Source organism: Microbacterium sp. A8/3-1 (assembly GCF_040267695.1).
Lineage (GTDB): Bacteria > Actinomycetota > Actinomycetes > Actinomycetales > Microbacteriaceae > Microbacterium > Microbacterium luteolum.
On the sequence record NZ_CP158357.1, the window covers coordinates 2,277,055 to 2,297,707 of the forward strand.

Consider the following 20,653-nt stretch of genomic DNA (forward strand, 5'->3'; position numbering starts at 1 on the left):
TGTTGCCGCTGTCAGCAGCCCATAGCGACAACAGGTGTCACTTCCGCCACTAGTCCGCGGCGGCTCCGCCGGCGTTCGCGGCCGCGAGCAGCTGCTCGACCTGCTCGTGCGACACGTCGACCCCGGGGAACCCGATGAGACGCCCGATCGGGAACGAGGCCATCATCTTCTCCATGGCCTCGTCGTTCGGCATCATGGATGCCGCGGAGGAGTCGGCGCCCGACAGCTCGCCGAGGAAGCCGCCGAGCGCGCCCATGACGATCGGGCCTGCGACCGGGTGCGCCACGACATCGCCGATCGAGGAGTTGAGGGTGAGCGGCAGCAGGACGTCGTCGCCGTCGACCTGCACGGATGCCGACGAGCGGATGTCGCGGCTCGACGCGGCGACATCCACCGTGTACTCGCCACCCTCCACGATCCAGCTGTCGACCCGTACGTCCCAGTAGGCGAGGTCCTCGCGACGCACGACCAGTTCCACGGTGCGGGTCTCCCCCGCGGCGAGCGGCACCGAGGCGAAGGCCTTGAGCTCGCGCGGCGCGCGCTGCACGATCGATCCGGTCCGCGCGAGGTAGACCTGCACGACCTCGCGGCCGTCGACGTCTCCCGTGTTCGTGACGTCGAGGCGCACGATTATGTCGCCGGCCCCGTCGACCTGTGCCGTCGCCGGCCCGTATCCGAAGGTCGTGTACGACAGCCCATGGCCGAACGGGAACGTCACGTCGAGCCCCTTGGCGTCGTACCAGCGGTAGCCGACCAGCAGGCCCTCGCCGTAGCGGACGTGACCGAACTCGCCGGGGAAGTTGCCGAAGGACGGGTTGTCCTCGAGGCGCACCGGAACCGTCTCGGTGAGCTTGCCCGAGGGGTTCACGGCTCCGTACAACACGTCAGTGACGGCGCTGCCGCCCGCCTGGCCGAGCAGCCAGCTCTCCACGATCGCCGGCACGCGATCAGCGAAGGGCAGGGCGACCACGCCGCCGTTGGACAGTACGACCACGGTGCGCGGGTTCGCCTCGAGCACCGCGTCGAGCAGGGCGAGCTGCACCGCGGGGAGATCGATGTGCTCACGGTCGAAGCCCTCGGACTCCTCCGCCGCGGGCAGCCCGAGGAAGACGACGGCGACGTCCGCGGCCGCGGCGACCGCGACCGCCTCCGTGCGGAGTTCATCCGCCGAACGGCCGGATGCCGCGATCGCGCCGCCCTCGACGGCGTAGCCCGCAGCGTGGGAGACGTTGTCGCCCCCGACGGCACGCAGCTCGTCGAACGCCGCGTCGACACGTGTCGGGTTGATGAGCGAGGACCCCGCGCCCTGGAACCGGGGCTCGGTCGCGAACGCGCCGATGACGGCGACCTTCTGCGCGGGAGCCAGCGGCAGCAGCGCCCCGTCGTTCTTCAGCAGCACGATCGACCGACCGGCGGCTTCGCGGGCGAGTGCATGGTGCGCATCGACGTCGAGCGGGCCGGCGACCGCGGGCCGCTCTCCGGCCTTGCGCACGAGGTCGACCACGCGCGCGGCGGCGGTGTCGAGCACGCTCTCATCGAGTGCTCCCGCGCGCACCGCCGCGACCAGCTGCGCGTCGGTGCGGCCGCCGGATGCCGGCATCTCCAGGTCGAGCCCCGCGGCGACGCCGGCGACGCGGTCGTTGACCGCGCCCCAGTCCGAGACGACGAGCCCGTCGAAGCCCCAGTCATCGCGGAGCACGCTCGTGAGCAGCCACGGGTCCTCCGAGGTCCAGACGCCGTTGAGCTTGTTGTACGAGCACATGACCGTCCACGGCGCAGCATCCTTCACGACCCGCTCGAAGCCGCGCAGGTAGATCTCGCGCAGCGGGCGAGGATCGACGTCCGAGCTCGCACGCATCCGGTCGAACTCCTGGTTGTTCGCGGCGAAGTGCTTGAGCGAGGTGCCGACGCCCTGCGACTGCACCCCGCGCACGGATGCGGCGCCGAGGATGCCGGAGACGATCGGGTCCTCGGAGAAGTACTCGAAGTTGCGACCGCACAGGGGTGAGCGCTTGATGTTGATGCCCGGCCCGAGGACGACCGCGACGTCTTCGATCGCGGCCTCGACGCCGATCGCCGCGCCGACGCGCTCGACGATCTCGGGATCGAAGGACGAGCCGATGCCGACCGCGGGCGGGAAGCAGGTCGCCGGGACGCTGCTGGCGAGACCCAGGTGATCCGTGCCGCCGCTCTGCTTGCGGAGGCCGTGCGGGCCGTCGGTCATCATCACGCCCCGGATGCCGGCTCGGTCGACCGCTTTCGTGGTCCAGAAGTCCGCGCCGCTGGTCAGCGACGCCTTCTCCTCGAGGGTCAGGTCGGAGGCCGAGATCTCGGTCATGGTCTTCCTTTCGCAGCGACGGCGGTGTCCTTGCGAAAACTATATGCGCTTCAGTATTAGATTCCAAACGTCATTCAGGATTAGTCTCGAGTCATGGCTGCCCGAGGTTCCTATGCGAAAGGCGTCGCACGACGCGAGGAGATCCTGGAGAGCGCCCTCGACGTCATCGGCCGCAAGGGCTACCAGAACGCCTCCCTCAAGGAGATCGCCGAGGTCGTCGGCGTGACCCCCGCCGCACTCCTGCACTACTTCGGCTCGAAGGAGGAGCTCTTCACCGCGGTGCTGCGCAAACGCGACGAGCACGACGGACTCGAGCCCTCCGTGCTCGACGCCCAGGATGCCGTCGAGGGCTTCCTCGAGGTCATCCGCCACAACACCCAGGTCCCTGGTCTTGTCGCCCTGTTCTCACGCCTCTCGGTCGACGCCGCCGACCCCGCGCATCCCGCCCACGACTACTTCCTCGAGCGCAGCGAGCGGCTGCGCTCGACCATCGCCGAGAGCTTCTCCTCCGAGCAGCAGCGCAGCACGCTCGACCCCGACACGCTGGCACGGATCATCCAGGCCGCGTCCGACGGTCTGCAGCTGCAGTGGATGATCGACCCCACCGTGGACATGCCCGGCATCATGGCCGCGCTGATCGACGCCCTGCAACCGGCGGCCGCGAAGACGACCGACTAGCGGACGTTTCCGTTCGAGCAGGTCTGCTGCGCGGCGGAGTTTCCCTTGATCGTGTCGGGAAGCGCGACCACGGACGGGTCGGGAGTCGCGCCTTCGACCGGGGCCGCGGGGTCCTGGACGACCACGCCGTCATTGCTGGTGTTCTGGTGCGTGACCTGCAGCTTCGCGTTCGCCGCGATGGCATCCCACATGACGCTCGCCGCCTGCTCGTTCGGCACGACCTTGTTGGGATCGTCGCTGTCGCCGACGGTCGGATACTGCAGGAAGACGATGTCATCGAAAGGCACCGACTTCACCGCCAGCGCGATCTGCACGATCTTCATCGGATCAGCGAGCGAGGTGCTGGTCTCGAGGTTGTTGAGGCCGATGTTCGCGAGCTTGAGCATGACCGGCACGTTGCCGAGGGTGTCGCTGCTGATGAGCGCGCGCGTCAGGCTCGACATGTACTGCTGCTGGTTGCCGATGCGGCCGAGGTCGCTGCCGTCGCCGACGCCGTGCCGGGTGCGGAGGAACTGCAGCGCCTGAAGCCCCTGGAGGTAGTGCGTTCCCGCCTCCATGTCGAGGCCCGTGTAGACGTCGTCGATCGGGCTGGCGAGGCAGACCTCGACGCCGCCGATCGCGTTCGTGATCTCGATGACGCCGCCGAAGGTGACGGAGGCCGCGAACTGGACCTCCTGCCCCGTGAGCGCGGAGATCGTCTTCGCGACGCAATTCAGTCCGGCGTCGGTGTAAGCGACGTTGATGGGCTGCTTGCTCATGCCCGAGTGCACTTCACCTTCCGGGTCGGTGCACTCCGGGATCGGGACCATCAGGTCGCGCGGGAAGCTGATGACCGTGATGCGACGAGGCTCCTGCGAGACGTGCACCAGCAGGTTCACGTCGTTGAGCGTGCCTTCGGAGTCCGCTCCGGTGCAGCGGTCGCCGAAGAGCTCCTTGTAGTTCTCCTCACAGGTGTCGACACCCGTGAGGACGAGGTTGAAGCCCTCCTTGTACTCGCCGATGTCCGGCGGCACCTGCTCCTGACCTTCCAGATCGACCGCGTTCGCGGACACCGTGCTGGAGAAGTCGTAGAGGATGTACGCACCGACGCCGAACCCGCTGACGAGCACCACGGCGAGGCCGATGGCGAGGAACTTCATCAGCTGACCGACCGCGCCGGGGGTCCGCTGCTGACCGTGTCGCGCGATGGTGCGACGCCGTCGGGAGTTCTCGCTCACTCGTGGCCTTTCGGGTTCAGTATGCGGAGGGTGTGGGATTCGAACCCACGAGACATCTCTGCCCACTGGTTTTCAAGACCAGCTCCATCGGCCGCTCGGACAACCCTCCCGACAGACGAATCTGCCGACAACGCGTGAGTCTAGCCGAGTTCTATTCTGACGCGTCGACCTGGGCGGGTGCTGGAAGCGTGTCGAGAGCAGCCGCCAGGCCGCCGTCGACCACGTCGTCCGTGATCTCGCCCGCGGCATCCTTCACCTCGTCCGGAGCCTGCCCCATCGCCACCGCGCGGCCCCCGTGGGACCGCGCCCAGCTGAACATGCCGATGTCGTTCCGGCCGTCCCCGGCCACGAACACGCGGCTGCCGTCGACGCCGAGCGCGGTGCGCACCTGCTCCAGCGCCGTGCCCTTGTCGACGCCCTGCGGCGCGATGTCGAGCCAAGCGGTCCAGCCGATCGCGTAGGAGACCTCGTTCAGTCCGGCATCCGACACCAGCCGGTGGAAGTCCTCCTCGTCATGCCCCGGCGAGACGACGACGATGCGCGAGACCGGCTCGGCTCCGAGCTCGTCGAAGTCGACCTGACGGCCGCCGTCGAGGGTCCAGTCGTCGAGCTGGGCGGTGTACAGACGCTGCGCCGATGCGAGCTCGACCATGTAGCGCGCGTCGGGCAGGCGCTCCTGCAGCAGCGCGAGGACCGGCCGCGGGTCGAAGGTCTCGATCTTCCAGCGCTCCCACTCCCCGTCGACGCGGCGCATGGTCACGGCACCGTTGGAGCAGACGACGTACTCCGCCGTCAGGCCGAGTTCCTCGACGTAGCGTCGCGTCGCCATCCAGCTGCGGCCGGTGGCGATCGTGACCTCGTGCCCGGCTTCCCTGACACGGGTGATCGCCTCGGGCACGCCGGGGCTCATCGTCTCGTCCTGCAGCAGTATCGTGCCGTCGACATCGAGGCCGACGAGCCAGGGTTCGCTCATGAAGTGGGTTCCTGAGCCTGTCGAAGGGCGGCATCGTCGACCCACCCGAGCGGGCGGATGACGTCGAGTCCTCCGAGGTACGGTCGCAGCACCTCGGGCACGCGCACGGAGCCGTCGGCCTGCTGGTGCGTCTCGAGCAGCGCGACGATCCAGCGCGTGGTGGCGAGGGTGCCGTTGAGCGTCGCGACGTGCTGCGTCTTGTTGTCGTGGGTCCCTGAGCCTGTCGAAGGGTCGCTGGCCGGACGATGCCGCACATCGAGTCGCCGCGCCTGATACGTCGTGCAGTTCGAGGTCGACGTGAGCTCGCGGAACGCGCCCTGGGTCGGAACCCAGGCCTCGATGTCGTACTTGCGCGCGGCGCTCGATCCGAGGTCGCCGGCCGCGACGTCGATCACGCGGTAGGCGAGGCCGAGCGAGGTCAGCATCTCCTCCTGCAGCGCGACGAGGCGGAGGTGCTCGGCCTCGGCGTCCTCGGGGTTCGTGTAGACGAACATCTCGAGCTTGTTGAACTGGTGGACGCGGATGATGCCGCGGGTGTCCTTGCCGTGCGAACCGGCCTCCCGGCGGTAGCAGGTGGACCAGCCGGCGTAGCGGAGGGCGCCGTCGTTCAGATCCACGATCTCGTCCTTGTGGTACCCGGCGAGCGCGACCTCGCTGGTCCCGACGAGGTAGAGGTCGTCGTTGTCGAGGTGGTAGACCTCGTCGGCGTGCTCGCCGAGGAAGCCGGTGCCCTGCATGATCTCCGGGCGCACGAGGGTCGGCGTGATCAGCGGCACGAAGCCGTTCTGCAGCGCCTTGTCGAGCGCCAGGTTCATGAGGGCGATCTCGAGGCGGGCGCCGATGCCGCGGAGGAAGTAGAAGCGCGCGCCCGACACCTTCGCACCGCGCTCCATGTCGATCGCACCGAGGAGCTCGCCGAGTTCCAGGTGGTCGCGGGGCTCGAAGTCGAACGCGGGGACGTCGCCGACCCGGCGCAGCTCGACGAAGTCGGCCTCGCCGCCGGCCGGCACACCGTCGATCACGACGTTCTCGATCCGGGCGAGGGCGACGGATGCCGCTTCCACCGCCTCGTTCGCCGCGACCTGGGCCTGCTTGACCCGCTCGGCGAGCTCCTTGGCCTGGGCGACGAGAGCCGCCTTCTCGTCCTTCGGCGCCTTCGCGACCTGCTTGCCGAACGCGTTCTGCTCGGCGCGCAGCTCCTCGAACGTCGTCAGCGCGGCGCGGCGCGATCGGTCGGCCTCGAGCGCGGTGTCGACGGTGCCCTGGTCGTTTCCACGGGCAACCTGCGAACGGCGGACGATCTCCGGATTGTCGCGGAGGAGTGCGAGGTCGATCATCCACCAAGTCTAGAGCGCGTGCCCGGGGCTTCAGCCGCGCCCGGCGAGCTCCCGCCACGCCCGAGCGAGACGCGACACGCCCTCGCTCAGATCCTGCTCGCTCACCTCCGAGAACGACAGTCGCGCGAAGCCGCGGAACCCCTCCCCCGCCGCCGCGAACCACTCGCCCCTCTGATAGGTGACGCCGCGATCCTGCGCGGCCTCGAACAGCTGCGCGAAGTCGAGGTCGCCGCGCACGCGCGCCCAGGCGAAGAACCCGCCCTGAGGCTCCGCCACCTCGACCGCGTCGCCGAACTCCGTCCGCAGCGCTGCGATCAGCACCTGGGCCTTTCGGGCGTAGCCGGTGCTCGCCGCGGTGATCGATGCGTCCAGCCGCTCGTCGCCCAGCATCCGCTCGACGACCGCCTGCAGGATGCCGCTGGTCTGACCGTCGAGGCGGTTGCGCAGACGGGTCACGGGCTCCGAGAGCGCCGCCGCCGCCACGATCCAGCCGAGCCGCAGTCCGGGCCCGAGCGTCTTCGAGAACGTGTTCACCGCGATCACCCTGTCGGACTCGCGGAAGGCACGACGATCGGGCACCGTGACGCCGGGGAAAGCGATCGCGCGATACGGATCGTCGGCGATGATCGTGAACCCGTAGGTCTCGGCGAGCCCGACGAGTGCCGCCTCCTTCTCGGCGCTCAGGGTGACGCCGGACGGGTTCTGGAACGTCGGGACGGTGAACAGCGCCTTCGGGCGGAGTCCTGCGCGAAGGCGGCGCTCCAGCTCGTCGACGTCGATACCGTCCGGCCCCACCGCGACCGGAGCGACCTCGACGCCGATCAGGTCGAGCACGCGGAGGAAGAGCGGATACACCGGATCGTCGACCACGATCAGGTCGCCCGGATCGAGTGTGCTGAGCACGGCGAGCGCGAGGCCGTGCGCCCCGCCGTTCGTCACGAGGATCCGGTCAGCAGATACGCCCTCGCGTGCGGCGATGGCCGCGCGGAGCTGCGGGAGCCCGGGCGCCGGTGTGTACTTGAGGAGCGGTCCGAAGGACGCGCTCTCGGTGACGGCGCGGAAGGCGTCGCGGTAGATGTCCAGGGGAAGCAGCTCCGTGGCCGGGTTGCCGCCGCCGAGGTCGATCGAGCCCGGTGCGAGTCGGATGAGGGTCGCGTCGCCGAATCCCTGGCGCGCAGGGAGCCCGGCCAGCAGGGCGCTCGGGGTCGGTGCGGAGTCGGTCATGGAGCGTCCGATCGGTTCAGGGGCGGAAAGGGGCGAGCCGGGGATCGGCATCGCCGTCGAGGTCTCGGGCGATCAGTTCGCCCAGCAGAGCGGCGAGCGTCACGCCGCTGTGGGTGAGGGCGACATAGACATCCTCCGCGACGATACCGAGGAGCGGCGAACCGTCGGCGGCGTGCGGCCGCACGGCGTGGTCCACCCGCACGCACGCCCCCGTCGGGAGGTGCCATCCGAGAGCGCCCTCGATCTCGTCGCGCAGAGCGGGCCAGACGGTCCGTACGGACGCCGTGATGCCGGCGCGCCGCAAGTCCGCTTCGATGCGCAGGCTCTGCGCGGCGATCCGCCCGTCGCCGTCGGGGCGCACCTGGAGACCTTCGAGCGAGCGGATGCGGTCGATCGGATGCTCGCCGACCTCGATCCGCGCGAGGAACCCGTCGTCACCGGTCGAGGAGGAGAGCCGCGGCACCGTCGGGGCGACGGGCGCGACCATCGCCGCCGTGCCCGTGCCGGCAGCCACGACGATCGCGTCCACCGGGCCGACGAGGACGCGCACCTGCTCCAGCGAGGCGACGGGCGTGGAGTCGCGCACGGTGCCGCCGGCGCGGCGGAGGTCGTCGAGTTGCGCTGCCAGGAAGGCAGCCACGTCGACGTAGCCGTCGTCGGGGTACGTGACGCCGTCGATCTCGGCGCCCGTGCGGACGAACCACGGGATGCTGTGCGCAGCCGACCGCTCGACGTGCCGGCGTCGGCCGTCGGCGTTGAGCCGCCGATATGCCTCCGGCTCCTTGCCGTGGTCGTTCACCCAGGCGAAGCTCGCGCGCGACGCCGCCGTGCTCCCGGCCGGCTCGGCGGAGAGGAGCACGACATCCGACCCGCGCTCGGCGATCCGCGCTGCCGCGGACGCGCCGACGACCCCCGCACCCACGACGACGACACGTCGGCGGGCGGCACGGTCGCGGCGCGCTGTCGACGTCATCCGTCAATGAAGTGTCGGGCTATCCGGTTGCCGATGAACTGCACCAGCTGCACGAGCGCGATCAGCACGATGATGATCAGGATCATGACGGCGTAGTCGAAGCGCTGATAGCCGTAAGTGAGAGCCAGGTTTCCGAGTCCGCCGCCGCCGACCGCACCGGCGACCGCTGTCGCGTCGATCAGCGCCACGAAGATGAACGTCAGCGAGAGGAGCAGCGGCCCGAAAGCCTCGCGCACCACGAAGCCGAAGAGGATGTGCAGGGGCGAGGCGCCGAAGGACTTCGCCGCCTCGATGACGCCGGGATCGACCGCGACGAGGTTCGACTCCGCCACGCGCGCGATGCCGACGGACGCCGCGATCGTCAACGGCAGGATCGCCGCGGCGGGGCCGATGCTCGTACCGATGAGGGCGCGCGTGAGGGGCGTCAGGGCGATGAGAAGGATGATGAACGGGATCGGTCGGAGCGTGTTCACGACGATGTTCAGGGTCGTGTGCACGATGCGGCTGTGCAGCAGCTGCCCCGGGCGGGTGGCGTACAGGAAGATCCCGAGGATCAGGCCGATCACGGAGGCGAGGAAGAACGCGACCGAGACCATGAAGAGCGTCTCCCCGAGAGCGCGGGCGACCTTGGGGATCACCACCTCGAGGTCGAGGACGTCGAAGCTCACCATGCTGTCACCTCCGTCTTGGTCGACAGCGCCGCCACGAACCGGTCGACGGCGGCGTCCTCGCCGTGCAGTGCCAGGCTGAGCTGGCCGTACGGCAGGTTCTTCACGCGCGCGACGCCGCCCTGGATGATCGAGAAGTCGACCTCGTGAATGCGGGCGAGCGACGAGAGCAGCGGGCCTTCCGCGACCGCGCCGTCCATCGCCACCGAGATGCGCCGACCGGCGAAGCTCGAGGCGAGTTCCGCGCGCTGATCATCGCTGAGGAAGGTGCGTGTGTACGAGCCGACGAGGTTCGCCGTCACCGGATGCTGGGGTCGGGCGAGGATCTGGTGGATGTCGCCCGACTCCACCACGTCGCCGTCACTGAGGATCGAGACGCGGTCGGCGAGCTGGCTCATCACGTCCATCTCGTGCGTCACCACCACGATCGTGATCCCGAACTCCTGGTTCACTGATCGGAGCAGATCGACGATCTCGGTCGTCGTCTGGGGGTCCAGCGCGCTCGTGGCCTCATCGGCCAGCAGAACCGATGGCTTCGCCGCGATCGCGCGAGCGATGCCGACGCGTTGCTTCTGACCGCCGGAGAGCTGCCGCGGACGCGCGAAGGCCTTGCCGCCGAGTCCCACGAAGTCGAGCAGCTCGGCCACCCGCCGCGAGATCTCGTCGTCCTTCCAGCCGGCGAGCTTGAGAGGGGTGGCGATGTTGCTGAAGACCGTGCGCGAGTTCCAGAGGTTGAACTGCTGGAACACCATCCCGATGCTGTGCCGCAGTGTGCGCAGCTCGACGGGCGGCAGCGCCTGCACATCGACGCCGTCGACGAGCACACGCCCCTCGGTCGGAGCCTCGAGTCCGTTGATCATGCGGAGCAGCGTCGACTTGCCGGCTCCCGATCGTCCGATCAGTCCGTAGACCTCGCCCGCGCGCACCGAGATATCGACGTCGCGGAGCACACGGACGGGGTCGCCCTTCCCCCGGGCCGGGTAGTCCTTCGACACCCCGGACAGCTGGATGCGCTCTGTCATTCGATCCTCTGTCTGGTCGCGCGGCCGTTCCGCACCGCGGTGGACTACTGGGCGACGAGCTCGGCGAGCGCCTTGCGAAGGTCATCGACGGGCAGTTCGACGATCGTCGCCTCTCCGCGCTTCTCCTCTTCGAGCGCAGCGACGACGCGCTTGTCGCGGTAGGTCTTCTCCAGCAGCGCCCACGCCGGGTCGTCGGCACGATCGGCGGTCGTCGCGACGACGATCACGTAGGGGCTCGACGTGGTGGCGGAGGAATCCTCGAGGACGAGGGCGTCGTCGCTGGTGATCTCGAGGGCGGGGTCGAAGTCGTCGGTCGCGATCACGACCGCGGCGATCGTCGGGTCGCTATAGCTGGTCTGGACCGATTCGTGGGCGATGCGCACGAGTTCGATGCCCCGCGGGTTGGCCGTGATGTCCTCTTCGGTGGGGAACACCCCGGCGTTCTCGTCGACCTCGATGACCCCGGCCGTCTGCAGGATGAAGAGCGCGCGGGAGAAGTTGGCGGGATCGTCGGGAACCGCGACCTTGGCGCCGTCCGGGATGCTGTCGGCCGAGTCGAGATCGTCCGAGAAGAGCCCCCATGCCGAGATCACGGTCGAGAAGACCGGGGTGATGTCGGCGTCGTTCTCCTTGTTGAACTGGCTGAGCCAGGCGACGTGCTGGAACGAGTTGCCGTCGACCTCCCCCTCGACGAGGGCGGTGTTCGGCAGGTAGGGGTCGTCGAAGTTCACGAAGGTGAGGTCGAGCCCGTTCTCCTTGCCGACCTCGATGATGGCGTCCTGGAAATCGCTCTGCGCGGTGTCGGCGATCGTCAGCGGGATCAGCTCCTCCGCACCGTCACCTTCCGCCTGCGGCGCGGAGTTCTGCACGACGATCGGGATCACGATCGCGGCGGCGATGGCGGCGACCGCGACGGCGCCGCCGATCAGCCACAGCCGCGTGCGCGACTTCTGCTTCGCGAGGTGCGCGTCGATCTCGTTCTGGGTCTGGTTCTGCTCTGACATGTCGGGCTCCTGCGAGGTGGGCGGATCGTCGGGAGTGCGTCCATCGTGCGCGGCCAGCCGATCGGGACGGCTGTGCGAGAGGTGCGGGATGGCTTCCGACGTTAGCTGCGCCGCGTGGGGCGGCACGATCCCGGAGGTAATGCACGGAAACACGGGGCCCGCGCCGCCGGAGAGGAGGGGCGGATGGCGGGATTAGAGTAGCGCCATGACCACGAGCGATTCCGCCCGACGACAGGCGGCGCTCGTCTACAACCCGATCAAGGTCGACGGCAAGCGTCTCCGCGCCGCGGTGCGCGATCTGTCGAGGGAAGCCGGCTGGGAGCATCCGGCCTTCTACCCGACCAGCATCGAGGATGCCGGACAGACGGCGACCGCGCAGGCCCTGGCCCGTGGCGTCGACGTCGTGCTCGTGGCGGGCGGTGACGGCACCGTGCGCGCGGTCTCCGAGGCGATCGCGAACACCGGCGTGCCGCTGGCGATCCTGCCGAGCGGCACGGGCAACCTGCTGGCGCGCAACCTGGGACTCCCGCTCGGGGATCCGCGGGAGATGATCCGCGCGGCACTCGGCGACTTCCGGCATCCGATCGACATCGGCTGGGCGCGGGTGAGCCGCGCGGACGGCGAGGAGTCCGAGCACGCGTTCGTGGTGCTCGCCGGCATCGGCCTGGACGCCGACATGATCGCGAACACGCGCTCCGACCTCAAGAAGTCCGTCGGCTGGATCGCGTACGTCGACGGGGCGGCCCGGTCGCTCCCGCGGGCCCGGCCGTTCCGCGCGGTCTACCAGATCGACGACGGACGCCTGCATTCGACGAAGGTGCACAGCATCCTGTTCGCGAACTGCGGGACGCTCCCGGCCGGGATCGCGCTGATCCCCGACGCCTCCATCACCGACGGGACGCTCGACGTCGCCGTCATCCAGCCGACGGGGGTGCTCGGCTGGCTCGGCGTGTGGCGCAAGATCTGGTGGGACAACTCGGTCCTGCGGCGCTCCCGGGCCGGACGCCGCGTCCTGGAGCGCCGCGGCCGCGACGCCTCGGTGCACTACTTCCGCGGGGCGGCGGCGGAGGCCGCGGCGCCCGGTCCGACGCCCGTCGAGCTCGACGGAGACGAGTTCGGCGAGGCGGTGCGCATCACCTGTCGGGCCGACCCCGGCGCGCTGCTGCTCGCGCTGCCCGCCGGGCACCCGGTGTCGATGCTCTGAGTCCGCGGAACCCCCAGGCGTCGGTCAGCTGCTGTGCACCTTCACGGCGCCCTCGAGGCCGCCGCCGGAGAGCGTCAGGGTGAAGTCGTCATCGTCCACGTCGTCGTCCGGGAACGCGATGATCGTCAGCCGCGGCGCCATGTCCATGGTGCACATCTGGTCGGCATCCGTGACGAACGTCACCGTGCCCGCATTGCCTGCTCCCTCGACGGACTCGACGACCGGAGGGCACCCCGAGGAACCCCAGGTGAGCAGCACCAGACTCTCGTCGTCGAACCAGCCGGCCGACGGCTGATACTCCGTCGAGGTTCCCGGCTTCCCGGTGAAGGCGGGGTCGCCGTCGAGCTCGACATCGTCCACGATGTCCCCGTAGGTGACCTGCAGGGTGATCTCGGCCGTGGGATCGACGCCCTCCGGGAGAGCCCCGATGCTCGCGCGCGGAGCGAAGTCGGCGGTGCAGACCTTCTCCTTGCCGTCTTCGGCGTCGAGATCCACGAGGTTCAGGGTGACCGTCTGGCCGTCCGCCGAGACCTCGTCGACCTGCGGGATGCAGCTGGACGATCCCCAGGTGACGACGGCGAACATGCGACCCTCGTCGAGGAGCACGCCCTCGATGTCGCCCGCATCGTCACCGGTCGTCGAGCTCGGCACCGGCGAGTTCGTCGGCGTCACGGCACCTGGCGTCGCCGTGCAGCCCGCGCTGAGCAGCACGACCGCGGCGAGGGACGAGAGGACGGCTGCGAGACGCGTGCGTGTGGCCATGGTCACAGGGTACCCGTCCGATATTCCGGTTTCACCCCCGAGCCCGACAGGGGCATGGCTGCTACTGCAGGGCGGAGGTGAGGCGGGCGAGGTTGTCGAGCACCGTCGATCGGAGCGGCTGCTGCATCCACTCCTCCAGCGTCAGCTCACGGCTCAACGAGCGGTACTTGTCCTCGACAGCGCGCATCTCCGAGACGAACTCCTCGCCGCGCACGAGCATCGACACCTCGAGGTTTAGACCGAAGGAGCGCATGTCCATGTTGCTGGAGCCGATGACGGCGACCTCGTCGTCGATCGTGAGGCTCTTCGTGTGCAGGATGTAGGGCTTGCGGTACATCCAGATGCGCACCCCCGCCTTGAGCAGCACCTCGTAGTAGCTGCGCTGGGCGTGGTACACCATCGCCTGATCGCCCTCTTCTGAGACGAACAGCTCGACCTCGACACCCCGGTCGACCGCGGCGGTGACGGCGAGCAGCAGCGCCTCGTCGGGGACGAAGTAGGGGCTGACGATCATGATGCGGTGCTTGGCCGCGTAGAGCAGGCCGAGGAACAGACGCAGGTTGTTCTCGACCTCGAAGCCGGGACCCGATGGCACCACCTGGCAGTCCAGGTTGCCCGAGCCGATGTCGGCATGGGCGATGTCGATCTCCTCGAGCACCTCGTCGGTCTCGCTGTACCAGTCGCTGAGGAAGATCGCGTTCACGCTGAGCACGACCGGCCCGTCGATGCGGACCATGAGGTCGACCCAGTTCAGGCCGCGCTTGATGTTCTTCGGCAGGTTGTAGGTCGATGCCGTGACGTTCTGCGACCCGAGGAAGGCGACCTTCCCGTCGACGACGAGGAGCTTGCGGTGGTTGCGCAGGTCGGGCCGCTGCATCTTGCCCTTGAGCGGCTGCACTGGGAGCATCAGCTGCCAGTCGGCGCCCATGGCGTTCAGCCGCTTGACGGTCGCGCGGTAGCGCGGCTTCCAGCGGTTCGCCCAGTGGTCGAGGAGCACGCGGACCTCGACGCCACGAGCCGCGATCTCCTCCATCGCCCGGAAGAAGTTGTCGGTCGAGTCGTCGGACTGGAGGATGTAGAACTCGATGTGGACGTAGTCCTGCGCCTCGCGGATCGCGTCGGCCATCGCGTCGAGCGATTCCTGGTAGTCCGAGATGAGGTGCGCCCCGTTGTCGCCGGAAAGGGGCAGGGCGCCGAGCCTCTGGTTCATCTCCACGATCGGGCCGAACCAGCCGGGCGCATGCGGGCGAAGAGTCCCGAAGTGGAGGTGCTCGCTCGTCTGCGCGATGTACTCGTTGATCTGATCCTGCTTGCGCCGGCGGGCCCGAGGGAGGCGTGGGTTCCCGATGAGCAGGAAGAGGAAGACTCCGATGAAGGGGATGAAGAACACGGCGAGGAGCCAGGCCATCGCGGCGGTGGGGCGGCGATTGCGCGGGATCACGATGATCGCGGTGGTGCGGATGACGAGATCGAGGAGCAGCAGGAACGCGGCGATCCACCAGGCCACGCTCTCCGGCGTCATCGTCTCCCCTTGCTCCCACGGCGTCGATCACCGGGGGCTCGCGCGGTCACCCGCGTATTGGCTACACAGTAGCCGATGGCTCGGACGCGATCAGAGGCGGGGAGGGAGGCCGCGCGCCGCGCGCTCCTCGGCCTCGATCTGCGCGTGCACCTTGCGCTCGGTGCGGTCGAAGCGGAGGATGCCGCGGAGCACGAAGAAGAACACGACGCTCACTCCGATGGTCGGCAGGATCGACCATGCGGCAGCGAGCCAGAAGTTCTCCATGGGTCCATGGTACGCGAGCCACTCTTCGTGCACAGTCGTCGCCGTTCAGGGAACTCCTCCACAGGAGGCGATTTCGCGCCACGGGGCTGTGCCGTTCGCGCACACTCCTGGAATGACCACCGTGCTCCATGCTTCCGATTCCGCCGACTTCCTCCGCGTCGTCCCCACCCTCGCCGGCTTCACGCCTCGCCAGAGCATCGTGCTCCTCCCCTTCCGCGGCTCGCGCAGCTACGGGGCGATGCGCCTCGACCTTCCCGATGACGGCCTCTCCCTCGAGGAGTACGCCGACGCCGCGGTCGGGTTGCTCTCCCGCGTGGAGGGGACCGATGCCGTCGCCCTCGTCGTGTACACCGATGCGGAGGCGCACCCGACGCGCGACGGTCTCGTCCTGCCGTTCGCCGTGGCGGTCGACGAGCTGCTCGGCTGCGCAGACGACGCAGGGCTCCGCGTCGTGGACGCCCTCTGCGTGACCCCGGGCGGCTGGTCGAGCTACCTCGTCGACGAGCCCGTGGTCGGCGCGCTCTCCGATATCGGGGCCGCGCCCGTGCCGCGGTCCGACGCTGACGTGTCCGGAGACCAGTTCGCCGGCGTCGAGCTGCCGACCGCCGACCTCGCCGAGAAGGAGCGCGTGGGCCGGGCGTTGCAGGAGCTGACCGACCTGCTCGGTCGTGAAGGGCACAGCCCCCTGACCGGCCGTGAGAATCCCCTCCTGCTCGCGTCGCTCGGGATGCTGGAAGACATCCCGGCGTTCTTCGAGTCGGTCCTGCGCACGCCGGACGAGCTGCCGCCGTTCGCCACGGCCGCACTGCTCTGTTGCCTCGACCGGCCGCTGTTCCGCGATGTCGCGATCACGCAGTGGGCGACGGATCTGGCCGGCGGCATGCGCACCCTCGACGCGCAGCTCAGCTTCGCCGGCTCCGGTGCGACGGTCCCCGATGATCTCGGCCTCGTCTTCCTCGGCCGCGGTCCCGCTCCCGATGTCGAACGGCTCCGTGTCGCCCTCTCGGTCGTCCGGACGGCGGCGGCACGAGCGCCCCGCGCTTCGAGGCCCGCGCCGCTCACCGCGGCGGCGTGGCTGTCGTGGGCCCTCGGACGGTCGACGCACGCGGGCCGCTACCTCGAGATGGTGCACGAGATCGACCCGCAGTACGGGCTCGCCGAACTGCTCGGCACGATGATCGGCGGCGCGATGCTTCCCGAGTGGGCGTTCCGGCGCGGTCCGGTGGAATGATCGCGCCGAGCCGCTACTTGACGAGCGGGAAGAGGATCGTCTCGCGGATGCCGAGCCCGGTGATGGCCATCAGCAGACGGTCGATACCCATGCCCATGCCGCCGGACGGCGGCATGCCGTGCTCGAGGGCCCGCAGGAACTCCTCGTCGATGGGCATCGCCTCGACGTCGCCGCGAGCCGCGAGCTTCGCCTGCTCGCGGAAGCGCTCGCGCTGGATCACGGGGTCGACGAGCTCGGAGTATCCGGTCGCCAGTTCGAAGCCGCGGATGTACAGGTCCCACTTCTCCACGACGCCGGCGATGGAGCGGTGCTCGCGCACCAGCGGCGAGGTGTCGACGGGGAAGTCCATCACGAAGGTCGGACGCACGAGGTCGCCCTTCACGAAGTGCTCCCACAGCTCCTCGACGAGCTTGCCGTGCGTGGCCTGCGGCGGGAGGTCGACCCCGCTCGCCTCGGCGAAGGCGATCAGATCCTCGACCGCGTCCTGCGGAGTGACCGTGCGACCGGATGCCGCGGAGAGCGACTCGTACATCGAGATGCGGTCCCACTCGCCCCCGAGGTCGTACTCGGTGCCGTCGGCCCAGGTCACCGTGGTCGACCCGGTCACCGCGATCGCGGCCTGCTGCACCAGCTCCTGCGTGAGCGCGGCCATCTGGTTGTAGTCGCCATAGGCCTGGTAGGCCTCGAGCATGGCGAACTCCGGGCTGTGCGTCGAATCGGCGCCCTCGTTGCGGAAGTTGCGGTTGATCTCGAACACGCGCTCGATACCGCCGACGACGGCGCGCTTCAGATAGAGCTCGGGCGCGATGCGCAGGTAGAGCTCGGTGTCGAAGGCGTTCGAGCGGGTGACGAACGGGCGGGCGGATGCTCCGCCGTGCTGCACCTGCAGCATCGGCGTCTCCACCTCGAGGTAGTCGTGCCCCGTGAAGGTGGCGCGCAGGCTCGCGTTCACGGCCGCACGGGCCCTGACCGTGGTCCGGGCCTGCTCGCGCACGATGAGGTCGAGGTAGCGGCTGCGGACGCGGCCCTCCTCGCTCAGCTCGGAGTAGGCGTTGGGCAGCGGGAGGATCGCCTTCGATGCGATCGCCCAAGCGTCAGCCATGATCGAGAGCTCACCGCGACGGCTCGAGATCACCTCGCCGTGCACGAACACGTGGTCGCCCAGGTCGACGAACTCCTTCCACTCCGCGAGCGATTCGTCGCCGACGTTCGCCAGCGAGATCATCGCCTGGATGCGGGTGCCGTCTCCGGCCTGCAGCGTCGCGAAGCAGAGCTTGCCGGTGTTGCGGCTGAACACGACACGTCCCGCGACGCCGACGACGACGCCGGTCTCGGCTCCTGCCTCCAGCGCGTCGTACTGCGCGCGGAGCGCCGGAATGCTGTGCGTGACCGGAACGGCGACCGGGAAGGCACCGCCCGCGGCATCCGCCCGCTTCTCGATCAGGCGCTCGCGCTTGGCGAGGCGGACAGTCCTCTGCTCGTGAGTGTCCTCCTCGGTCGAAGGGTCGGCCGAGGCCGATTCGGGCGCGGCGGACGCGTCAGTCATGTGCGGGGCTCCTTGGAAGTCGTCCCCAGTTTACCGAGCCGACGTACCGCCTCCTTCGCGCTGGCTGGGTAGCCTCGAAGAATGACCGTCACCCGGATCATCCGCGCGTTCGCCGCCCTCGCCCTCGCCGTCGCCGCGGTCGTCGCCCCGGCCTCGGCGGTCGCCGCATCCGAACCCGTCGCCGCACGGGCACCGGGGGCAGCCGCGCACGCCGCAGTGCAGGCCGACGTCGATGACTTCTCCTACGCCTCCTGGGACGCGATCTACGAGGTCGGACTCGACGACGACGGCCGCGCACGTATGCACGTCACCGAGACGCTCGTCGCCCGCTTCCCCGACGACGACCAGAACCGCGGCATCGTCCGCGGCCTGCCGACGACGTACGAGGGTGCGGACCTCGACACCCGCGTGCTGTCGGTGAAAGACGCGGAGGGCGCGGCCGTGCCGTACGAGACCGACGGGGAAGACGGTCTGCTCTTCGTGCTGACCGGAGACGATGACTACGTGCGGGGACTGACCACGTATGTGATCGAGTACGAGATGCGCGACGTCATCCTGGCCGCGGACGCCTCGAGAGGTGCGCGCGGCGAACGCGAGGGAACCCCTCGGGTGGACGAGTTCTACTGGGACCTCCTCCCCCTCGACAGCACGCAGCCCATCGAGCGCTTCCGCGCCGACGTCGTCTTCGACCCCGCCATGAGCGACCGGCTCACCGGATCCGCGAGCTGCTACACCGGATTCTCGGGATCGACCGCCGAATGCCCGATCCAGGGACCGGCGGTCGACGGAGGTGTGGCGACGTTCCGGGTCGAATCCGGCGAGCGCCCACCCGGCGACGGGGTGACCGTCGCCATCGGCTTCGAACCGGGGACGGCCGTGCAGCCGCCCGCCCGGACGCCGAACCCGGCGGCCGACTTCGCGCCCTTCGTCGCGGCGATCGGCGCCGCGGGCCTCTCGGTGGGCGCCTGGGTGAGCGTGTCGGCCCTCCAACGCCGCCGCCGCACCGCCACCGGCATCGTCGTCGCGCAGTATGACGTGCCGGACTCGATGCCGCCGCTGCTCGCTGCCGCGATCGTGCCGGGCGCGAAGGACGCCATCCCGGCCGAGATCGTGCACCTCGCCGTGCGTGGCACCTTGCGCATCGAAGAGGGCGGCTCGCCGGAGAACCCGCGCCTGCGACGCATCCCCGGCTCGCGCATCCCCGACCAGCTCGACGTCGAAGCGCTGGACGCTCTTTTCCTGCAGGCGAACGCCGGCGGGGTGGTCGACGTGCCCAGTGCCAGCGAGGCGTTCGCCGGCCGGATGGGCGCCCTGGAGCAGAGCGGGAAGAAGGCTGCCGAATCGCGCGGCCTGACCACCACGGCGCGCAGTCGCGGAGCAGCGATCATGCAGTGGTGCGCGATCGCCGTCGCCGCGGTGGGCGTGGGGCTCGCGCTGTGGGGCGTGATCGGCGGGCGCCTCTCCGCTGTGCCCGCACTCGTCGTGATCTCCTTCGTCATCGTCCTCGTCCTCATCGGCAGCTTCTACTCGTTCGCGAAGCACACCATGCTGACCCCCGAAGGCGCCCGGGAACTCGAGTACCTGAAGGGCGTCGAGGAGTTCATCCGCGTCGCCGACGCCGACCGGCTGCGCATGCTGCAGTCCTACAGGGGCGCCGAACGCCGTCAGGACGGCACCGCCGACGTCATCCACGTGTACGAGCATCTGCTCCCCTACGCGATGCTCTTCGGCATGGAGAAGGAGTGGGGCGACGTGCTCGAGCGCGCCTACTCCCTCGAGCAGCGCGGCCCGGGCTGGATCGGCGACCCCACCTCCCCCTATCTCGGCGTGTACCTCTCCGCCTTCACGTCGTCGTCGCACGCCGCCGCGACCTACACCTCGCCATCCGCGGGGACCTCGTCGAGCTCGGGAGGGTCGTTCGGCGGCGGCTTCTCCGGCGGCGGAGGCGGCGGAGGGTTCTCCGGGGGACGCTGACGCGGGACCTGCGCGCGCGTCAGATCAGCGGCGGAGGATCGGATGCTTCGCGGAGGGCGCGCTCGACCGTCGACTGCACGAGCGCCGAGAGATAACCACCGGGGTTCTCCACGCCGATCTCGCGCAGCCGTGCCGTCGACTGCCCGATGATCGACCGGGAGAACTCCGTCGCGGCCTGGATGGCGTCCGCGTAGGCGGGGCGATCCTCCTCGGCGATCACGATCGGCTCGCAGCCCATCTCCACGGCGAGCGCCTGCGCGATGGGCAGCACAGGGGCGGGGGCCGTCACCGCCGCGAAGCCGGCCTGCAGCTGCCGCAGGTCGATCGAGGTCCCCGTGAACGTGATGGCGGGGTGCACGGCGAGCGGGATCGCCCCGCGCTCTGCGGCCGGCCGGAGCACATCCGTGCCGTGCGCCGGATCCGTGTGCAGCACGAGCTGGCCGATCTGCCACCCGCCGACCTCGGCGATGCCCGCGACGAGCGAGGCGAGCTGGTCGGTCGGCACGGCGAGGATCACGAGCTCCGCCCTGCGCACCACCTCGAGGGCATCGAGCACCGGCACCTCGGGCAGGACGGCCGAGGCGCGCTCGTCATCCGATCCGCTCGTGATGCCGACGATCGCATGACCGGCGCCGCCGAGCGCCGCCCCGATCACGGGTCCGACACGGCCCGCGCCGATGATGCCGACGCCGAGACGCCCGTCGCGCACCACGGCG

At 69.6% G+C, this 20,653-nt stretch carries 18 protein-coding genes and 1 tRNA gene; 4 read left to right on the forward strand and 15 right to left on the reverse strand.

Annotation, left to right across the window (positions count from 1 at the left end):
• Positions 1 to 49 precede the first annotated feature (49 nt).
• The gene (locus tag ABS642_RS11185) at positions 50 to 2,338 is read right to left on the reverse strand and encodes a glycoside hydrolase family 3 C-terminal domain-containing protein (RefSeq protein ID WP_350350119.1); all 2,289 of its coding nucleotides are present in this window, start codon (positions 2,336 to 2,338) and stop codon (positions 50 to 52) included.
• Between the two features lie 93 nt (positions 2,339 to 2,431).
• Between ABS642_RS11185 and ABS642_RS11190 the strand changes: the two genes are divergently transcribed.
• Positions 2,432 to 3,016: a TetR/AcrR family transcriptional regulator gene (locus ABS642_RS11190; protein ID WP_350350120.1), complete on the forward strand. Its 585-nt coding sequence runs from the start codon at positions 2,432 to 2,434 to the stop codon at positions 3,014 to 3,016.
• On the opposite strand, the gene ABS642_RS11195 is transcribed toward ABS642_RS11190, so the two are convergent.
• The 9 genes from ABS642_RS11195 to ABS642_RS11235 all read right to left on the reverse strand — a co-directional run bounded on the left by ABS642_RS11195 (position 3,013) and on the right by ABS642_RS11235 (position 11,434).
• Complete coding sequence (locus tag ABS642_RS11195; RefSeq protein ID WP_350350121.1) at positions 3,013 to 4,233, reverse strand: LCP family protein; 1,221 nt, start codon at positions 4,231 to 4,233, stop codon at positions 3,013 to 3,015. The two genes, ABS642_RS11190 and ABS642_RS11195, sit on opposite strands and share 4 nt — an antisense overlap.
• A gap of 24 nt (positions 4,234 to 4,257) precedes the next feature.
• Positions 4,258 to 4,342: transfer RNA gene (locus tag ABS642_RS11200), tRNA-Ser, on the reverse strand.
• 42 nt (positions 4,343 to 4,384) lie between these two features.
• Positions 4,385 to 5,206 (reverse strand): HAD hydrolase family protein, encoded by an 822-nt coding sequence (locus tag ABS642_RS11205; protein ID WP_350350122.1) that lies wholly within the window; start codon positions 5,204 to 5,206, stop codon positions 4,385 to 4,387.
• Positions 5,203 to 6,543, reverse strand: coding sequence for a serine--tRNA ligase (serS, locus tag ABS642_RS11210; protein WP_282214671.1), 1,341 nt, complete (start codon positions 6,541 to 6,543; stop codon positions 5,203 to 5,205). The genes ABS642_RS11205 and serS overlap by 4 nt, the downstream gene beginning before the upstream one ends.
• 30 nt (positions 6,544 to 6,573) lie before the next feature.
• Positions 6,574 to 7,767: a PLP-dependent aminotransferase family protein gene (locus ABS642_RS11215; RefSeq protein WP_350350123.1), complete on the reverse strand. Its 1,194-nt coding sequence runs from the start codon at positions 7,765 to 7,767 to the stop codon at positions 6,574 to 6,576.
• 16 nt (positions 7,768 to 7,783) lie between these two features.
• Entirely contained in the window at positions 7,784 to 8,740 is a 957-nt protein-coding gene (locus ABS642_RS11220) for an FAD-dependent oxidoreductase (RefSeq protein ID WP_350350124.1), read from the reverse strand.
• Positions 8,737 to 9,411 (reverse strand): methionine ABC transporter permease, encoded by a 675-nt coding sequence (locus tag ABS642_RS11225; protein WP_350350125.1) that lies wholly within the window; start codon positions 9,409 to 9,411, stop codon positions 8,737 to 8,739. The genes ABS642_RS11220 and ABS642_RS11225 overlap by 4 nt, the downstream gene beginning before the upstream one ends.
• Positions 9,405 to 10,430, reverse strand: a complete 1,026-nt coding sequence (locus ABS642_RS11230) for a methionine ABC transporter ATP-binding protein (RefSeq protein WP_350350126.1) — start codon at positions 10,428 to 10,430, stop codon at positions 9,405 to 9,407. Before ABS642_RS11230 ends, ABS642_RS11225 begins: the two co-directional genes overlap by 7 nt.
• 44 nt (positions 10,431 to 10,474) lie before the next feature.
• Positions 10,475 to 11,434: a MetQ/NlpA family ABC transporter substrate-binding protein gene (locus ABS642_RS11235; protein ID WP_350350127.1), complete on the reverse strand. Its 960-nt coding sequence runs from the start codon at positions 11,432 to 11,434 to the stop codon at positions 10,475 to 10,477.
• A gap of 205 nt (positions 11,435 to 11,639) precedes the next feature.
• Here ABS642_RS11235 and ABS642_RS11240 point away from each other — a divergent pair, with 205 nt between their 5' ends.
• Positions 11,640 to 12,638, forward strand: a complete 999-nt coding sequence (locus tag ABS642_RS11240; RefSeq protein WP_350350128.1) for a diacylglycerol kinase family protein — start codon at positions 11,640 to 11,642, stop codon at positions 12,636 to 12,638.
• 24 nt (positions 12,639 to 12,662) lie between these two features.
• Here the strand turns inward: ABS642_RS11240 and ABS642_RS11245 are convergent, their stop codons facing one another.
• The 3 genes from ABS642_RS11245 to ABS642_RS11255 all read right to left on the reverse strand — a co-directional run bounded on the left by ABS642_RS11245 (position 12,663) and on the right by ABS642_RS11255 (position 15,186).
• A complete protein-coding gene (locus ABS642_RS11245) occupies positions 12,663 to 13,400 on the reverse strand; it encodes a hypothetical protein (protein WP_350350129.1) in 738 nt (245 codons plus the stop codon).
• 61 nt (positions 13,401 to 13,461) lie between these two features.
• Positions 13,462 to 14,922 carry a cardiolipin synthase gene (gene cls, locus ABS642_RS11250; protein ID WP_282214674.1) on the reverse strand — a complete coding sequence of 487 codons (1,461 nt, stop codon included), beginning with the start codon at positions 14,920 to 14,922 and terminating at the stop codon, positions 13,462 to 13,464.
• 90 nt (positions 14,923 to 15,012) lie between these two features.
• Complete coding sequence (locus ABS642_RS11255) at positions 15,013 to 15,186, reverse strand: hypothetical protein (protein ID WP_282214675.1); 174 nt, start codon at positions 15,184 to 15,186, stop codon at positions 15,013 to 15,015.
• 112 nt (positions 15,187 to 15,298) lie between these two features.
• Between ABS642_RS11255 and ABS642_RS11260 the strand changes: the two genes are divergently transcribed.
• Positions 15,299 to 16,417, forward strand: coding sequence for a DUF4192 family protein (locus ABS642_RS11260; protein ID WP_350350130.1), 1,119 nt, complete (start codon positions 15,299 to 15,301; stop codon positions 16,415 to 16,417).
• A gap of 13 nt (positions 16,418 to 16,430) precedes the next feature.
• On the opposite strand, the gene lysS is transcribed toward ABS642_RS11260, so the two are convergent.
• On the reverse strand, positions 16,431 to 17,963 hold the full coding sequence (gene lysS / locus ABS642_RS11265) for a lysine--tRNA ligase (protein ID WP_350350131.1): 1,533 nt from the start codon (positions 17,961 to 17,963) through the stop codon (positions 16,431 to 16,433).
• A gap of 81 nt (positions 17,964 to 18,044) precedes the next feature.
• Between lysS and ABS642_RS11270 the strand changes: the two genes are divergently transcribed.
• Entirely contained in the window at positions 18,045 to 19,937 is a 1,893-nt protein-coding gene (locus tag ABS642_RS11270; RefSeq protein ID WP_350350132.1) for a DUF2207 domain-containing protein, read from the forward strand.
• A 19-nt stretch (positions 19,938 to 19,956) separates the two neighbouring features.
• Here ABS642_RS11270 and ABS642_RS11275 read toward each other — a convergent pair whose 3' ends face one another.
• A complete protein-coding gene (locus ABS642_RS11275; RefSeq protein ID WP_282214679.1) occupies positions 19,957 to 20,649 on the reverse strand; it encodes a DUF2520 domain-containing protein in 693 nt (230 codons plus the stop codon).
• Positions 20,650 to 20,653: the final 4 nt, after the last annotated feature.

Coding starts and splice junctions, on each gene's coding strand:
- ABS642_RS11190 (WP_350350120.1), top strand. CDS start 2,432: ATGGCTGCCCGAGGTTCCTATGCGAAAGGCGTCGCACGACGCGAGGAG.
- ABS642_RS11205 (WP_350350122.1), bottom strand. CDS start 5,206: ATGAGCGAACCCTGGCTCGTCGGCCTCGATGTCGACGGCACGATACTG.
- lysS (WP_350350131.1), bottom strand. CDS start 17,963: ATGACTGACGCGTCCGCCGCGCCCGAATCGGCCTCGGCCGACCCTTCG.
- ABS642_RS11255 (WP_282214675.1), bottom strand. CDS start 15,186: ATGGAGAACTTCTGGCTCGCTGCCGCATGGTCGATCCTGCCGACCATC.
- ABS642_RS11235 (WP_350350127.1), bottom strand. CDS start 11,434: ATGTCAGAGCAGAACCAGACCCAGAACGAGATCGACGCGCACCTCGCG.
- ABS642_RS11230 (WP_350350126.1), bottom strand. CDS start 10,430: ATGACAGAGCGCATCCAGCTGTCCGGGGTGTCGAAGGACTACCCGGCC.
- serS (WP_282214671.1), bottom strand. CDS start 6,543: ATGATCGACCTCGCACTCCTCCGCGACAATCCGGAGATCGTCCGCCGT.
- ABS642_RS11260 (WP_350350130.1), top strand. CDS start 15,299: ATGACCACCGTGCTCCATGCTTCCGATTCCGCCGACTTCCTCCGCGTC.
- ABS642_RS11215 (WP_350350123.1), bottom strand. CDS start 7,767: ATGACCGACTCCGCACCGACCCCGAGCGCCCTGCTGGCCGGGCTCCCT.
- ABS642_RS11245 (WP_350350129.1), bottom strand. CDS start 13,400: ATGGCCACACGCACGCGTCTCGCAGCCGTCCTCTCGTCCCTCGCCGCG.
- ABS642_RS11220 (WP_350350124.1), bottom strand. CDS start 8,740: ATGACGTCGACAGCGCGCCGCGACCGTGCCGCCCGCCGACGTGTCGTC.
- ABS642_RS11240 (WP_350350128.1), top strand. CDS start 11,640: ATGACCACGAGCGATTCCGCCCGACGACAGGCGGCGCTCGTCTACAAC.
- cls (WP_282214674.1), bottom strand. CDS start 14,922: ATGACGCCGGAGAGCGTGGCCTGGTGGATCGCCGCGTTCCTGCTGCTC.
- ABS642_RS11185 (WP_350350119.1), bottom strand. CDS start 2,338: ATGACCGAGATCTCGGCCTCCGACCTGACCCTCGAGGAGAAGGCGTCG.
- ABS642_RS11225 (WP_350350125.1), bottom strand. CDS start 9,411: ATGGTGAGCTTCGACGTCCTCGACCTCGAGGTGGTGATCCCCAAGGTC.
- ABS642_RS11270 (WP_350350132.1), top strand. CDS start 18,045: ATGACCGTCACCCGGATCATCCGCGCGTTCGCCGCCCTCGCCCTCGCC.